The sequence below is a fragment of the Brevundimonas sp. SORGH_AS_0993 genome (assembly GCF_030818545.1).
In the GTDB taxonomy this organism is placed as follows: domain Bacteria; phylum Pseudomonadota; class Alphaproteobacteria; order Caulobacterales; family Caulobacteraceae; genus Brevundimonas.
On sequence record NZ_JAUTAH010000001.1, the window covers coordinates 2379714 to 2394609 of the forward strand.

Consider the following 14896-nt stretch of genomic DNA (forward strand, 5'->3'; position numbering starts at 1 on the left):
CCGCGTCAAGCCCCCGCGCGGTTCTTGACCAGATCGTCCACCACCGACGGATCGGCCAGGGTCGATGTGTCGCCCAGCGAGGCGATCTCGTTCTCGGCGATCTTGCGCAGGATGCGACGCATGATCTTGCCCGACCGGGTCTTGGGCAGGCCCGGCGCCCATTGAATCACGTCGGGCGCGGCGATGGGGCCGATTTCCTGGCGGACATGGGCGACCAGGGCCTTGCGCAGATCCTCGGTCGGTTCGACCCCCTTGTTCAGGGTGACATAGGCGTAGATGCCCTGGCCCTTGATGTCGTGGGGAAAGCCGACCACGGCCGCCTCGGCCACGTCGTCGTGCAGAACGAGGGCGCTTTCGATCTCGGCGGTGCCCATGCGGTGGCCCGAGACGTTGATGACGTCGTCCACCCGGCCGGTGATCCAGTAATAGCCGTCCTCGTCCCGGCGGCAGCCGTCGCCGGTGAAATACCGGCCCGGATAGGTCGAGAAATAGGTGTCGAAGAAGCGCTGGTCGTCGCCATAGACGGTCCGCATCTGGCCGGGCCAGCTGTCGGTGATGCACAGATTGCCGGACACGGCGCCGGTCAGTTCCCGGCCCTCGGCGTCCACGATCTGAAGCTCGACGCCGGGCAGGGGCAGGGTGGCCGATCCGGGCTTCAGGTCGGTGGCCCCGGGCAGGGGGGTGATCAGATGGCCGCCCGTCTCGGTCTGCCACCAGGTGTCCACGATCGGGCAGCGTCCGTCGCCGACTACGTCGTGATACCAGCGCCACGCCTCGGGGTTGATCGGCTCGCCCACCGTGCCCAGCAGGCGAAGGGAGGCGCGCGAGGCGGCCTTCACCGGCGCATCGCCCTCGCGCATCAGGGCGCGCAGGGCCGTGGGGGCGGTATAGAAGATTTCGACCTTGTGCTTGTCCACCACCTGCCAGAACCGGCCGGCGTCGGGATAGTTGGGCACGCCCTCGAACATCAGGGTCGTCGCCGCGTTCGCCAGCGGCCCATAGACCAGGTAGGAGTGGCCCGTGACCCAGCCCACGTCGGCGGTGCACCAGAAGACCTCGCCGGGGCGATAGTCGAAGACGATCTCGTGCGTCCAGGCGGCCCAGAACAGGTATCCGCCGGTGGTGTGCAGCACCCCCTTGGGCTTTCCGGTCGAGCCGGAGGTGTAGAGGATGAACAGCGGGTCCTCGGCGTTCATCGGCTCGGGCGGGCAGTCGGCGTCGACCTTGGCGGCCTCCAGGCCGTAGTCGAAGTCGCGCCCCTCGGTCATAGGCACGTCGCGGCCGGTGCGGCGCACGACCAGGACCGTATCGACCTTCACCTTCTTCAGCGCCTCGTCGACATTGGCCTTCAAAGGCACATGCTTGCCGCCGCGCAGGCCCTCGTCGGCGGTGATGACCAGGTTGGAGCCGCAGTCCTCGATCCGGCCGCACAGGCTGTCGGGCGAAAAGCCGCCGAAGACAACCGAATGGACGGCCCCGATCCGGGCGCAGGCCAGCATGGCGTAGGCGGCCTCGGGGATCATCGGCAGATACAGGGTGATCCGGTCGCCCTTTTTGGCTCCGTGCGCCTTCAGCACATTGGCCATGCGGCACACCTCGGCGTGCAGTTCGCCATAGGTGATGCGGCGGCTGTCGGCGGGATCGTCGCCTTCCCAGATGATCGCCGTTTCGTCCTTGCGGTCCGGCAGGTGACGGTCGATGCAGTTGGCGGCGACGTTCAGCACCCCGTCCTCGAACCAGCGAATGCGGAAATCCGCCTTCCTGAAGGAGACGTCCTTGATCTTGGTCGGGGGGGTGATCCAGTCCAGACGCTCGGCCTGCGCGGCCCAGAAGGCGTCGGGGGTTTCGCGGGCGGCGACCCGCGCGGCCTCATAGGCTTGGCAGTCCATGTGCGCCCGGGCGGCGAGATCGGCCGGAACGGGATAGAGTTCGGGTTCGGACACGCGAGGGGTCTCCTGCATCGCGGCTTTGCGACGCCGGGATCAAGGCAGCAAGACGCTGTCAGATCAAGCGGTTCCGACGCCGAAACCTGTCCGGCGGTCAGGCGGAGATCACGCGGCGGCCAGACGGTCCAGCAGGACGGGCACGGTGCGCCACAACAGGATCAGGTCGTCGCGGAACGACCAGCCGGCGGCGTAGGCGGCGTCGGCCTGGACCCGGCGGGCCATGCAGCCGAGCTGCTGAATCTCGCCGTGCAGGCCCGAGGCCTGGGCCAGGCCCGTCAAGCCCGGCAGGACGGCGAAGCGCGCGCCGTAGTCGGGCAGGAGGGCGCCATAGTGTCGATCGTGCGCCACGGCGTGAGGGCGCGGCCCGACCAGGGACATCTCGCCCTTCAGCACATTGATCAACTGGGGCAGTTCATCCAGGCTGGAGGCTCGCAGAAAGGCGCCCACGCGGGTGACGCGCGGGTCGCGGCGAAAGCAGTGGCGGATGGCGTCGCCGTCCTCCGTCACCGTCATGGTGCGGAACTTCAGGATGAGGAAGACGCGGCCGTCCTTGCCCGTGCGGCGCTGGCGGAAAAGGATCGGGCCGGGCGTTTCCAGGAGGATCGCCAGGGCGATCAGGATCAGGGCCGGCCAGAGGGCCAGAAGCACCAGGCCCGCGACCGCAAGGTCCAGCGCGCGCTTGCACAGGAGGGAGGCGGCGCCGCGTCGATAGCGGGGCGTCCACCGTCGGGCGCCGGGCGCGGAGGGAGCCCCGACCGGACCCAAGATCGGCCCCGAGACCAGCCCTGAGGTTGGGGATGCGACGGGCGCGCCGACAGGCGCAGCCGGGTTGGAAAGGCCGACGGCGGCCAGGCTGTCAAACATTCTTACCTCGACCCCGACTTTGGGGAGAGGGTTAATGAAAGGTTAACGTCCGCGCCGCAAGGAAAAACGCCAGGCAGGGGAAAAGGCCGATGGGCGCAGGGACCTAGCCGTCGATGGAGACGACAGGTTGCAGGGTCGGCGCGTCCGCGCGACCGCCCCGCCGTTTCAACCAGGCGCGGATGCGGGTCTGAAGCGGATTGTCGACGGCGAAGTGGAAGACGAAGGCGAAGGCGACCGCCGCCATGACGCCCAGGCCCCACAGGCCCCACTGAACGGTCGTGGGCAGGGCCAGTCTTGCGACGACGACGTTGATCACGCCGAACCAGGCGATGCGCACCACCTCATTGGTGATGAACATGGAGAAGGAGACCATGGCCGCCGTCTCGACCAGTTTGGAGGGGCGTTTCACGGGCACGGCGCCGGCGGCCAGGATGATCACCGAGATCAGCGCCAGGGCGGCCAGCGCGTGTTTGTCGTGCAGTTCCAGGGCGAAGAAGCCGGCGGCGGCCAGCGCCCCCGCCCAGCCGGCCAGGCGCGGCGCAATCCAGACCTTCTGGGCGAACCAGGCCAGGCACATCCCCAGGAAGAACAGGGGCAGGGCGCGAATGAAGCCATAGCCCATCGGCATCTGATAGACGGGATAGTCCAGAAGGCTCCAGCATAGCTGATTGGCCACGAGATACACCCCGACGCCCGTGACCAGGGCCGCCCACGGCCCCAGCCGCATCAGGCCGCGGATGATCCAGGGAAAGCACAGATAGCAGCCGATCAGGGCCGAGATGGACCAGGTGGGGGCGTTCCAGCCCAGGCCGCCGTAAACGCCGTAAGACTGGACCAGCAGCAACTGGGCCGGCAACTGGTCCCAGCGGAACCATTCGGGATTGCGCGGGGCGAAGCCGACCGCCGTTCCGATCGCCACCAAGGCGACCAGCGACAGGCCCATGATCAGATGGGCGGGCGTGACGCGCAGGAACCGCTTCAGAAAGAAGTCGGTCGGCGACATCCGGCCCTTGTCCAGCGCCGCCCCATAGACCCGCATCAGCACATAGCCGCTGTCGATCAGGAAGAAATTGGTCAGTAGAAAGCCGCCGCGCTCGAAGATCGGATTGATCAGATGCGCCAGCGGCTCGGGCCCGGCCGCCTGGAAGTGATGCAGGATGATCAGGAAGGCCACGATGAAACGCAGCGCGTCCAGCCAGCCGCCGCGCGCGATGCGGACTGTCTCATTCCGGGTCGAAATCAGGGTCCAGGGCATGAGAACGCCTCCTTGCACCCTTGGCCCGCAAGAGACGGGCCGTCGATTGTCAGCCCCGGACCAGGCGCAAGAATTCCTCGCGCGTGCGGGGGTCGTCGCGCACCACGCCGATCAGGTGGCTGGTCGACAGGCTGGCGCCGGGCGCATTGACGCCGCGCAGGGTCATGCAGCTGTGTTCGGCCTCGATGACCACGCCGACGCCGTGCGGGCGCAGGACGGTCTGGATCGCCTCGGCGATCTCGGAGGTCATCTTTTCCTGAATCTGCAGGCGCCGCGCGAAACCGCGCACCACGCGCGCAAGCTTGGAAATGCCCACGACCCGGTCGGTCGGCAGATAGGCGACGTGCGCCTTACCCACCACGGGCAGCATATGGTGTTCGCAGAAGCTGACGAAGCGGATGTCCTTCAGCACCACCAGCTGGTCGTAGCCGCCGGTCTCCTCGAAGGTCTTCTCCAGATAGGACAGGGGATCGACCTCATAGCCCTGGAACAGTTCCCGATAGCTCTTGGCCACCCGCGACGGGGTTTCCAGCAGGCCCTCCCGGTCGGGATTGTCGCCGGCCCATTCGATCAGGGTGCGGACGGCGGCTTCGGCGTCGGCCTGGGTGACTTTGGAGGCGCGGGTATCGGTCATGGCGGGCTTCATAGCGGGGCGGTCGATGGAATGGGAGAGGGACAGGCGCCTGTTTACGTCCCCGGCGACCGATCAGACCGCAAAGGGCGCAGGGTTAGCAGCCTGTTAACCATGGCCCCGGCATTTTCTGCCCGGTGTTTTTGGGGAGCGTGGGCCGATGAACGGCGCGGAAGTTCTGGATGTCGGGCGCGACGCCATCTGGCTGACGATCCAGCTGTGCCTGCCGGTCCTGATCGTGGGCCTGGTGGTCGGCGTGGTGATCGGCCTGTTCCAGGCCCTGACGCAGATTCAGGAGCAGACCCTGATCTATGCGCCCAAGATCATCGCCATCTTCATCAGCCTGATCGTCTTCCTGCCGTTGATGGGGGCGCTGCTGGGCGGCTTCATGCGTCAGATCGCGGCCCGTATCGCGGGGATGTAGTGGAGGCTTACGCCACCGCCGATCAGGTCTGGGCCGGCGGGCTGATCTTCGCCCGGATCGGGACGATCCTGATGCTGATCCCCGGCATCGGCGAAGCCTATGTGCCGCCGCGCGTGCGGCTGTCGCTGGCGCTGCTGATCACCCTGGCGCTGTGGCCCGTTGTGCGGACCGCCCTGCCGCCCCTGCCCGACAGCCTGGGCGTCATGGTCGGCTGGATCATCCGCGAGGCGGTGGTCGGGCTGATGATCGGCCTCTTGCTGCGGATGTTCATGATGGCCCTGATCACGGCGGGCGAGATCATTTCGCTGCAGACCACGCTCAGCTTCGCGCAGACCGCCAATCCGATGCAGGCCCAGCCGGGCACGACCATCGCCGCCTTCCTGACCCTGTTGGGCGTGACCCTGCTGTTCGCCACCAACACCCATCATCTGTTCATCGGCGGGCTGGTCGGCTCCTACCAGCTGATCGCTCCGGCCAAGCCGCTGATGATGGCGGATTTCACAGACATGGCGGTGCGGACCCTGGGTCAGAGCTTCCTTCTGGGGGTGCAGTTGTCGGCGCCGGTCCTGGTCTTCGCCCTGGTGTTCAATGTCGCCTCGGGCCTGGTGGCGCGGGTCATGCCGTCGTTCCAGGTCTATTTCGCCGCTGCGCCCCTGAGCGTCATCCTGGGGCTGTCGATCTTCGCCCTGAGCCTGGGCGCGCTGGGGACGGTTTTCATCGACCGCTACCGCCGTCTGGCCGAATATTTCGTCCTGGGCGGTTCGGGGGGAGGCGTCGGTGGCTGAAGGCGCCGATCCCGAGTCGAAGACAGAGGCCGCAACCCCTCGAAAACTCGAGGAGGCGCGCAAGAAGGGCGATGTCGCCAAGTCGGCGGATGTCGCCCAGGTCCTGTCGTTGGCCGGGGCCGCGGCGGTCATACTGATGGGGGGCGGCTGGTTCGCCTCGTCCATCGCCGAACGGATGCTGCCCTTCATCGCCGAGCCGCATCAGATGCTGGGGGTGCTGAACTCGGGCGCGGGCAATCAGATCATGATGCGGGCGGTCTGGGCCGTGGCGCCCTTCCTGGGGGCGGTCATGCTGGCCACCATCCTGGGCGGGGCCGGGGGCAACCTGGCCCAGTCGGGTCTGATCTTCACCGCCGACAAGCTGAAGCCCAAATGGTCGTCGGTCAGTCCTCTGCAGGGCTTCAAGCGCATCTTCGGTCCCGACGGCCTGGTGCAGTTCCTGAAGACGTTCCTCAAGCTGATCGCCGTCTGCGTGGTCTGCTGGATGGTGCTGAAACCCCATGCGCGCGAGTTCGAGAACCTGGCCGCCGTCAGCCCGATGGCCATCCTGCCCCTGGCGCGGGACATGTCGATCTCTTTGTTCGTGGCGGCGATCATCCTGCTGGGCGCGACGGCGGGGGCGGACTACCTGTGGCAGAAGCTGCGCTTCGCCAAACGGATGCGGATGACCAAGGAAGAGCTGAAGGAGGACTTCAAACAGTCCGAGGGCGATCCGCACGTCAAGGCCAAGCTGAAGCAGATCCGCATGCAGCGCAGCCGCCAGCGGATGATGGCCAATGTGCCCAAGGCCACGGTCATCGTGACCAACCCGACCCACTATTCGGTGGCCCTGCGCTACGAGCCGGACCAGGGCGACGGGGCGCCGGTCTGCGTGGCCAAGGGGGTGGACGCCCTGGCCCTGCGCATCCGGGAGGTGGCGACCCAGCACGGCGTGCCCATCGTCGAGAACGTGCCCCTGGCCCGCGCCCTCTATGCGACGGTGGAGGTGGACGAGATCATTCCGCGCGAACATTTCGACGCCGCCGCCAAGATCATCGGCTTCGTTTTCCAGTCCCGGCGTCGCCGGTAAGGCCCGGTCAGGATTTGAGCGTATGATCAGCCCACTGATTCGCGAGGCCGCATGACGTCCACCCGACGCCCTTCGTTCGATCTGTCGTCGGCCCTGATGGCGTTCGGCGTGGCGGCCGTGGTCGCGGCCCTGGCCTATCCGGCCTTTCGCGCCAATCCGACCTCGGCGCCGGGGATGGTGCTGATCCTGACCGTGGCCCTGATCGCCCTGATCGGTCTGTTCGGCTTTCGAAACGCGGGCCGCGCGGGGCCGTCCACCGACGCCGCCATCGACCTGCTGGACGCCATGGCCGAGCCGGCGGCCCTGGTGTGGGATTCGGGCCAGGTCCTGGCCTTCAACGCCGCCTGGGCCGAAGCGAACGGCGCGACCGTGGCCCTGCCGCGCGGCAAGTCGGCCCAGGCCCTCTACATGGCCTTCGCCCAGGCGCGACAGGGCCACCCCGGCCACGCCATCGTCCAGATCGGATCGCGCGAGGTCGAGGTGGTGATCGGCCGCGCTGGCGAGGGGCGGTTCCTGATGCGCGCCGCGCCAGAGGCGGTGCTGCCCCTGCCGGTCGTCGCGATCCAGACGGTGGCGGCCTCCACCGGAGAGGCGCGCGCCATGGCCGCCGGCGCGCCCTTCGGTTCGGCCGTGATCGCCGGCGACGACCTGTTCGCCGGCCGGGCGGAAGAGGCCAATCCGGCCCTGGCCGTCCTGACCGGACCGGCGGCGGCGCGCGACGCGGCCTTCGGCCATCTGTTCGATCCGGCGGGCGTGGCCGAGGCGCGGACCAAGCTGGCGGCGGGCTCTTCCGGGCCGATCGAACTGGTGGCGCGGGCCTTTCCCGACAAGGTGCTGCATCTCTATGTGGCGGCCGAGGGCGACAACCGCCGCATCTGGCTGTTCGACGTCTCGTCCCAGAAGTCGATGGAGCTGCAGCTTTCCCAGGCCCAGAAGATGCAGGCGGTGGGCCAGCTGGCCGGGGGCGTGGCGCACGACTTCAACAATCTGCTGACGGCGATCCAGCTTCAGCTGTCGGGCCTTCTGGAACGCCACCCGGTCGGCGACCCGTCCTACGAGGGGTTGAACGAAATCCGCCAGACGGCGATCCGGGCGGCGGACCTGGTGCGCAAGCTGCTGGCCTTCTCGCGCAAGTCGACCGTGCGGCGCGAGCGGCTGGACCTGGGCGAATTGGTGGGCGAGTTCGCCATCCTGCTGCGCCGCCTGCTGCGCGAGGACGTGCGGCTGGAGACCGACTACGGCCGCGACCTGCCGGTGGTCCTGGCCGACAAGTCTCAGCTGGAGACGGCGGTGATGAATCTGGCCGTCAACGCCCGCGACGCCATGCGCGGCGTGGTCGAACCCGGCGCCGGGGTCGTGACCATCACCACTCGCCGTCTGACCGCCGAGGAGGCGCGGGGCCTGGGCTGGGTCGACGCCTCCACCGACGAGGTCGCCCTGATCGAGGTGTCGGACACCGGCCCCGGCGTGCCGTCCGAACTGCTGGACAAGATTTTCGAGCCCTTCTTTACGACCAAGGCGGTGAACGAGGGGACGGGCATGGGCCTGGCCACCGTCTATGGCATCGCCCAGCAGGCGGGCGGCCATGTGTCGGTCAGCAATATCGACGGAGCCGGCGCGGCCTTCCGCCTCTTCCTGCCGGCGGCGGGCGAGGCGGAACTGGCCGAGGTCCAGCCGGTCGAGGTCAAGGCCAAGGCGCCGCGCGACCTGTCCGGCGCCGGCCGCATCCTGTTCGTCGAGGACGAGGACGCCGTGCGCGGCATCGCCGCCCGCCTGCTGCGCCAGCGCGGCTACGAGGTGATCGAGGCCGCCGACGGAGAGGAGGCGCTGCTTCTGGCCGAGGAGCACGCGGGCCAGATCGACATGCTGATCTCCGACGTCATCATGCCGGGGCTGGACGGGCCGTCGCTGCTGAAGAAGGCCCGGCCCTATCTGGGCGACGCCCCGGTGATGTTCATCTCGGGCTATGCCGAAAGCGACTTCTCGGACCTGTTGCAGGACGAGACGGGCGTGTCCTTCCTGCCCAAGCCGCTGGACATCAAGACCCTGGCGGAACGGGTGAAGCAGGAGCTGCACGCGGCGTGATCACGCCGCCCCGCGCCCGTCAGGCGGCCCGGCGCAGGCTGGCGGGCGTCTTCACATAGAGACCCTGGCGGCCGCTGACGGCGCGGAAGGCGACGGTGTCGTTCTCCAGCCGTTCGTCCGCGCCCAGGAACAGGCAGCCGTCGTCGACCAGACGCCGCTCCAGTCCGTCCAGCACGCGCGCGCGGCGCGACGGTTCCATGTCGCTCAGGACGTTGCGGCAGAAGATGACGTCGAACCGGGCGTCGTCCGCCGGCTCGTCCAGCAGATTGGCGCGGCCGAACCGTACCGCGTCAGCCAGTTCCGCCTTGACGATCCACTGGTCCTCCATCGGCTCGAACCAGCGCAACATGGTCCGCGCCTTCAGTCCGCGCTGAATCTCGAAGCCGGTATAGAGGCCCGAGCGCGCCTTTTCGATGGCGCGCTGGGACAGGTCGGTGGCGACAAGATGAAGCTGGGTGCGCGTCTCCAGGCCGCACATGGCGATGGACCAGGCCTCCTGGCCGGTGGAGCAGCCCGCCGACCAGACCCGCACGATCCCGTCGGGCCGCACGCGACCGAGGGCCGGCAGCAACTCGTTCTCGAAGACGTCGAAGGGCGCGCGGTCGCGTCGGAACCAGGTTTCGGCGTTCAGCAGGGCCTCGATCACCGCCCAGCCCAGAGACGCCACCGGATTGGCCCACAGACCGGCCAGCAGGGCCTCGACATTGGCGTAGCCTTCGCGGCGCGCGATCGGGCCCAGCCGATGCTCGGCCAGGTGAATCCGGTCCCGCTTCAGCCGATAGCCGGCGCGAGTGGACATCAGAACCTGCAGCTTGTCGAAGTCTTCCGGCGTCATGCGGCGATCGCTCCGACCTCCACCAGCTTGGACTGCAGGATTTCCCCGTCGAAGGGCTTCATCACATAGTCGTCGGCGCCGGCGGCCAGGGCTTCGGCGATCCGGTCGGGCCGCGTTTCGATGGTGCAGAACAAGACCTTGGGCCGCTGGCCGTCGGGCAGGGCGCGCAGACGCCGCAGAAAGCTGAGGCCGTCCATCACCGGCATGTTCCAGTCGATCAGAAGCACGTCGGGCATGACGCCCGTGCAGTAGGACAGAGCCTCGGCGCCGTCGGCCGCCTCGTCGACCTCATAGCCCAGGCCCTCGACGATGCGACGCGCCACCTTGCGGATGATCCGGCTGTCGTCGACGATCAGGCAGGTTCTGAAATCCAACTTCGGCTCCCTGTCGGCAAGGCCGTTCTTCGCCGGCGCAGGCTCTTTTACTATCCCAGACCCCAGTTAACGAGTCGTTGGGAAACGAGGTCAGGCGGGCAGGGCCGCCGTCAGGACAATCCGGCCCTCCTCGACCGACAGGTCCAGCGTTCCGCCGGCCTGGGTCGCCGTCAGCCACAGCCAGTAGGGCTGGATCCACTGGCCCGCCAGGCCGTCGGTCAGGCGCTCGCCCTTCAGCCCGACGACGGCTTCCGGCTTCAGCCGGGCGCGGGCGCCGTCGGCGACGCCGTCCAGCACCAGACAGTTTTGCTCGATGCGCGCCTGAATCACGGCGTTTCCGCCCATCGGCAGGGCGCCGACCGTCAGATAGGCCAGGTTCACCAGGGCGCGGGCCTGGGGCTTGGAGAACTCCTGCTCACGGATGCGCCAGTCCAGCGTGGCCCGCCCCCCCGCGGTCATGCCCACGACCAGATCCTGAAGCTCGCGCGCGGTGAAGCGTTCGCTGGTGGTCGCCGCGCCGAAGGCGACGCGGGGCGAAATGCACCAGGGCGACCATCTTCCGAGCGCTCTGCTCGATCAGGGCCAGGGCGTCGTCGCGCATGTCCTGGGCCGAAGGGTCCTTCATCAGATCCAGCCCCGAGACGATGGCGCCCGAGGGGCTGATGAAATCGTGGCACAGCTTGCCGGCGATGAAGGCGGCCAGTTCCGCGCCCTCAACCGGCAGATCGGCGACGGGCGGATCGGCGGCCAGAAGATCGTCGGTCGGCAGGTCGAGCGGGGCGGCAGGGGCGGCGTCGGTCGAGATCATGGTAGCTGGCGCGCTGGGGTCACAGTTCGTGTCTCAGGCGAACCTGACGTGATTTGCCGGTTCATGGAACCGCCGCGATGGTCTATCGAGCGGCCGATGAAGACCCCTGACACCGACCGTCTGGCCCAGGAGCTGAAGTCCGGCGCCCTGACCCTGGCCATCGCAGACATCGCCGAAGAGGCCGCGCGCTTGATCCTGCCCTACTGGCGGGTCGATACGGCGGTGGAGACCAAGTCCGACGACAGCCCCGTGACCCAGGCCGACCGCGCCGCGGAGGCCCTGATCCTGAAGCGGCTGGAGGCCCTGTATCCCGGCGTTCAGACGGTGGCGGAAGAGGCGGTCGCCGCCGACGGCGTCCCAGGCGCGGTCCAGGACTGGTTCTGGCTGATCGATCCGCTGGACGGCACGCGCGGCTTCGTGCGCGGAGGCGAGGCTTTCACCGTCAACATCGCCCTGATCCACGCCGGTTATCCGGTGGCGGGCGTGGTCACGGCGCCGGCCACGGCGACGACCTGGCGCAGCGACCGTCCCGACGGCGGCGCCTTCCGACGACAGTTCGGCGCCCTGCAGGCCGGAGAGGCCCATGCGGGCGAAGAGTGGCGGCCGATCCGCGTGCGCGACCGGCCGGCCGAGGGGATGGCCCTGTTGAGCCACAGCATCAGCGACGAGGAGGCGGCGCGCCTGGCCGCCCGCCACGGCTGCGCCCACTGGCAGGGCACGGATTCCCTCTCTGAAATTCTGCCTGATCGCCGAGGGGCGGTTCGACGCCTATCCCCGCACCGGCCCGACCTCGGAATGGGACACCGCCGCCGGCCAGGCGGTTCTGGAGGCGGCCGGAGGGCGGATGCTGGCCGAGGACGGCCAGCGCATGGCCTATGGCAAGCCTGGCCTCCGCAACGGCGCCTTCGTCGCCATGGGCGGCTGAGGCGGCGACAGGGTCGAGCTTCACGCGCGCCGCGTCTTCGCCAGAACGGCCTCCAATTCGCTGAGCGTGAACGGGGTGCAGTAGGCGGGCGTCCCGCGTTCGAAGCGCCAACCCTCGTTCAGGGCGCCTGCGTCCAGAGCGTCGAAGCCGAACTGATCGTAGAGGCCCGCGACGACGGCCTTGGCCGGGGCATCGTCGCCCGACAGGGGCAGGGCGCGGCGACCGTCCGAGCCGGTCGGACGCCCATCCCGTTCAAGATCATGCATGGTGACGGCGTTGAACGCCTTGACGATCCTCGACACGGGCAGGTGGTCCGCCAACAGGCCGCTGGTCGTGGCTTCGCCGCTGTCCAACGCCGAGATCCGTCCGTCGCGCTCCGGGTAGTAGTTGTTGGCGTCGATCACGATCTTGCCGGCCAGCGGCGCGACAGGAACGCTTCGGTAGGCCGATAAGGGAACGGCGATCAGGACGACCTCTCCGAAAGCGGCCGCCTCCTCTGCGGTTCCCACCTGACAGCCCAGGCCGTAACGAAGGCTGAACAAGGTCTCGGGGCCCCGCGAGTTGCTCAGCATGACCTCGTGACCCGCTCGAACAGCCAGGCCGCCCACAGCGCGACCCACCACGCCCGCTCCAATGACACCTAGTTTCATCTCGATCTCCGTTGTGACCAGAGACGGTGTAATTCCCAATCAATGTGCGATAAATCGCCATGATTGGAATAGTCTCCCCACTATAACGAGGCAATTGTGGACCGACTGACGAGCATGGGCGTCTTTGTGAGGGCGGCCGAACTCGGCTCTTTCGCCGCCGTGTCAGAAGCCTTGGGCATGTCGCCGCAGATGGTGGCGAAACATGTGGTCTTTCTGGAGGATCGATTGGGCTCGGCCCTGATCCACCGCACCACGCGCCGTCAAAGCCTGACCGATGTGGGAAGGGCCTTCTACGATCGTTGCAAACTGATCCTGGCCGACGCCGAAGCCGCAGAGACACTGGCGCAGGAGATGCAGTCCCAGCCGCGGGGATGCTTGAAGGTGAACGCCCCGATGACCTTCGGCGCGTTCCGCCTTGCGCCCTTCATCACCCGGTATCTGGCTCGGCATCCAGAGGTGCAGATCGATTTGACCCTGAACGACCGTTTCGTCGATCCGCTGGAAGACGGTTTCGATCTGCTGATCCGGATCGGAGCGGTGAGCGAGGCCGGCCTCGTGGCGCATCCGCTGGCGCCCTATCGCCTAATCGCCTGCGCCTCGCCCGACTATCTGGCGCGGCGGGGAACGCCGCAAACGCCTAAGGATCTGGAGCGGCACGACTGTCTGGCCTACGCCTACTGGTCGCCTTCCATACCCTGCCAGTGGACGTTCTCGCGGGCTGAACGCACGGAGACCGTCAAGGCCGCGGGGCGCATTCGCAGCAACGACTGGAAGGCGCTGCTGCATGCCGCCCTCGAGGGGTATGGCGTGACGCTAGGTCCCGAAAGCGTGATGACGGCGGAGATCGCCGCAGGACGCCTCGTTCATGTCCTTCCCGACTACGAGGGGCCGGTGCGGCCGATGCATGTCCTGTATCCCGCCACACGGCGCCCGACCGCCAAGGTGCGGAGTTTCGTGGAGGCCCTGAGGGCCGAGTTTCCGGCGGTTTAGGCCGTCCGTCAGACTGCCTTCAGCAGCATCCGGCCCGCCCGCTCGGCCAGGGCGGGCACGCCCAGTTCGCGGGCGGTCAGGGCGGCCTCGGTCAGGATCAGGTTCAGACGGCGGGGTTCGGGGCCTCCCAGGCGCCGCCGCGCCAGGGCGACGCCCGCCAGGCCGATCTGATCGGCGGCCCAGTCCAGCGGGCCGGCGGTCGGCAGGCGGCGGTGAATCCGGTCTTCCAGCACATCCAGACCGGCGAGATCGCCAAGGGCTTCGGCCAGGTCGATCTCTCGCGCCAGACGGCGTTCGCGCGCCAGGGCGCCCAGGATCGACCCCTGGCCCTGGGTCAGCATCTCCGCCTGGTTCAGCACCATCAACGGCAGGGCGTCGCTTCCGGATCGCAGCACCTGGATAGCGACCCAGTCCAGCGGACTATGATCGGGGCTGAACTGGTCGGCTGCGGCGTCGAACATGGCGCGGCCCTGGTCCTGGGCCTCGGCGTGGTCGGCCAGGGCCGCCAGGGCGGACAGGCCGGCGCCGCACAGGGCCAGCGCGCGCGCGCGGGTCAGGGGGCGATGATCGGGCGAGGTCCCCTCGACCAGAACGCCCAGATCGCGCCCGGCGTGGTCCAGCAAGCGGCTGTCCCGTTGGATCACCCCGGCCTCCAGCGCGAAGGCGGCGCGCTCCAGCCGCAGGTCCACATCCTCTGGCCCCAGCCCGTGCTGGGCCGCGTCCATCAGGGCGGCGGCGTCCATCATCGCCCTGGGATCGTCGGCCAGACGGGCCTGGCGCGCCGTCAGTCGGGCGTGGGTCGCCGCCAGCTCGGCGACGGTTCTGGACCGCCGTGGACGACCGGCCGTCGCCACGACCGCCAGGGCGCGGTCCAGATGAGCCGGGTCGCCGCACAGGTCGAACCGCAGCATCAGGGCCAGGGCGCCGGCGCCGGCGGCGCGGGCCGCCTGGTCGTCGCCCTGGGCGTTGCGGATCAGGCTGTGGGCGCAGCGATCCGCGCGGTCCAGACTGTCGACCGCGCCGCTGCGTCGGGCGTGTTCGCGCCACAGGGCGGCGGCGCGCACTTCGGTGTCGAAGGGACGGGCGCAGGAGACGCGGCCGGCGTCCGTGGCCTCGCGCCGGGCCTCGGCGGCCAGAAGATCGACGCCGATCAGTTCGAGCCAGCCCAGGTCCTCGCTCTCCCGCGCCTGGGCGAAGAGTTTGCGAAGATCACGGCCGAATTCGAACATGCCCTGAACCTTTTCATCCCGCTTCG

At 68.4% G+C, this 14896-nt stretch carries 15 protein-coding genes and 1 pseudogene; 6 read left to right on the plus strand and 10 right to left on the minus strand.

The window, feature by feature from the left end; genetic code table 11:
* Positions 1-5 precede the first annotated feature (5 nt).
* The 4 genes from acs to folE all read right to left on the minus strand — a co-directional run bounded on the left by acs (position 6) and on the right by folE (position 4699).
* A complete protein-coding gene (gene acs, locus QE389_RS11800) occupies positions 6-1961 on the minus strand; it encodes an acetate--CoA ligase (RefSeq protein WP_307367519.1) in 1956 nt (651 codons plus the stop codon).
* Positions 1962-2051: 90 nt separating this feature from the next.
* On the minus strand, positions 2052-2810 hold the full coding sequence (locus tag QE389_RS11805) for a sugar transferase (RefSeq protein WP_307367521.1): 759 nt from the start codon (positions 2808-2810) through the stop codon (positions 2052-2054).
* Positions 2811-2913: 103 nt separating this feature from the next.
* The gene (locus QE389_RS11810) at positions 2914-4065 is read right to left on the minus strand and encodes an acyltransferase (protein WP_307367523.1); all 1152 of its coding nucleotides are present in this window, start codon (positions 4063-4065) and stop codon (positions 2914-2916) included.
* Between the two features lie 49 nt (positions 4066-4114).
* A complete protein-coding gene (gene folE / locus QE389_RS11815; protein WP_307367525.1) occupies positions 4115-4699 on the minus strand; it encodes a GTP cyclohydrolase I FolE in 585 nt (194 codons plus the stop codon).
* A gap of 157 nt (positions 4700-4856) precedes the next feature.
* On the opposite strand from folE, the gene fliQ reads away from it, so the two are divergent.
* From fliQ to cckA, 4 genes are read left to right on the plus strand one after another with little or no spacing between them, the layout of a single operon-like run.
* Positions 4857-5120 (plus strand): flagellar biosynthesis protein FliQ, encoded by a 264-nt coding sequence (gene fliQ, locus QE389_RS11820; RefSeq protein WP_307367526.1) that lies wholly within the window; start codon positions 4857-4859, stop codon positions 5118-5120.
* A complete protein-coding gene (gene fliR / locus QE389_RS11825; protein ID WP_307367527.1) occupies positions 5120-5905 on the plus strand; it encodes a flagellar biosynthetic protein FliR in 786 nt (261 codons plus the stop codon). Before fliQ ends, fliR begins: the two co-directional genes overlap by 1 nt.
* Positions 5898-6974: a flagellar biosynthesis protein FlhB gene (gene flhB, locus QE389_RS11830; RefSeq protein WP_307367528.1), complete on the plus strand. Its 1077-nt coding sequence runs from the start codon at positions 5898-5900 to the stop codon at positions 6972-6974. Before fliR ends, flhB begins: the two co-directional genes overlap by 8 nt.
* A 51-nt stretch (positions 6975-7025) precedes the next feature.
* The gene (gene cckA, locus QE389_RS11835; RefSeq protein WP_307367529.1) at positions 7026-9059 is read left to right on the plus strand and encodes a cell cycle histidine kinase CckA; all 2034 of its coding nucleotides are present in this window, start codon (positions 7026-7028) and stop codon (positions 9057-9059) included.
* A 19-nt stretch (positions 9060-9078) separates the two neighbouring features.
* On the opposite strand, the gene QE389_RS11840 is transcribed toward cckA, so the two are convergent.
* From QE389_RS11840 to QE389_RS11855, 4 genes are all read right to left on the minus strand, one after another.
* The gene (locus QE389_RS11840; protein WP_307367530.1) at positions 9079-9894 is read right to left on the minus strand and encodes a protein-glutamate O-methyltransferase CheR; all 816 of its coding nucleotides are present in this window, start codon (positions 9892-9894) and stop codon (positions 9079-9081) included.
* Positions 9891-10268, minus strand: a complete 378-nt coding sequence (locus QE389_RS11845) for a response regulator (RefSeq protein ID WP_307367533.1) — start codon at positions 10266-10268, stop codon at positions 9891-9893. Before QE389_RS11845 ends, QE389_RS11840 begins: the two co-directional genes overlap by 4 nt.
* A 90-nt stretch (positions 10269-10358) precedes the next feature.
* Positions 10359-10727: a histidine phosphotransferase family protein gene (locus QE389_RS11850; RefSeq protein WP_307369066.1), complete on the minus strand. Its 369-nt coding sequence runs from the start codon at positions 10725-10727 to the stop codon at positions 10359-10361.
* Positions 10684-11076 (minus strand): hypothetical protein, encoded by a 393-nt coding sequence (locus QE389_RS11855; protein WP_307367535.1) that lies wholly within the window; start codon positions 11074-11076, stop codon positions 10684-10686. The genes QE389_RS11850 and QE389_RS11855 overlap by 44 nt, the downstream gene beginning before the upstream one ends.
* Before the next feature lie 96 nt (positions 11077-11172).
* Between QE389_RS11855 and cysQ the strand changes: the two are divergent.
* Positions 11173-12001: pseudogene (gene cysQ / locus QE389_RS11860) on the plus strand (3'(2'),5'-bisphosphate nucleotidase CysQ).
* A 20-nt stretch (positions 12002-12021) separates the two neighbouring features.
* Here the strand turns inward: cysQ and QE389_RS11865 are convergent.
* Positions 12022-12651 carry an NADPH-dependent F420 reductase gene (locus QE389_RS11865; RefSeq protein WP_307367537.1) on the minus strand — a complete coding sequence of 210 codons (630 nt, stop codon included), beginning with the start codon at positions 12649-12651 and terminating at the stop codon, positions 12022-12024.
* Positions 12652-12747: 96 nt separating this feature from the next.
* Here QE389_RS11865 and QE389_RS11870 point away from each other — a divergent pair, with 96 nt between their 5' ends.
* On the plus strand, positions 12748-13641 hold the full coding sequence (locus QE389_RS11870) for a LysR family transcriptional regulator (protein ID WP_307367539.1): 894 nt from the start codon (positions 12748-12750) through the stop codon (positions 13639-13641).
* Between the two features lie 8 nt (positions 13642-13649).
* Here QE389_RS11870 and QE389_RS11875 read toward each other — a convergent pair whose 3' ends face one another.
* Positions 13650-14870 (minus strand): hypothetical protein, encoded by a 1221-nt coding sequence (locus tag QE389_RS11875; protein WP_307367541.1) that lies wholly within the window; start codon positions 14868-14870, stop codon positions 13650-13652.
* Positions 14871-14896 lie beyond the last annotated feature (26 nt).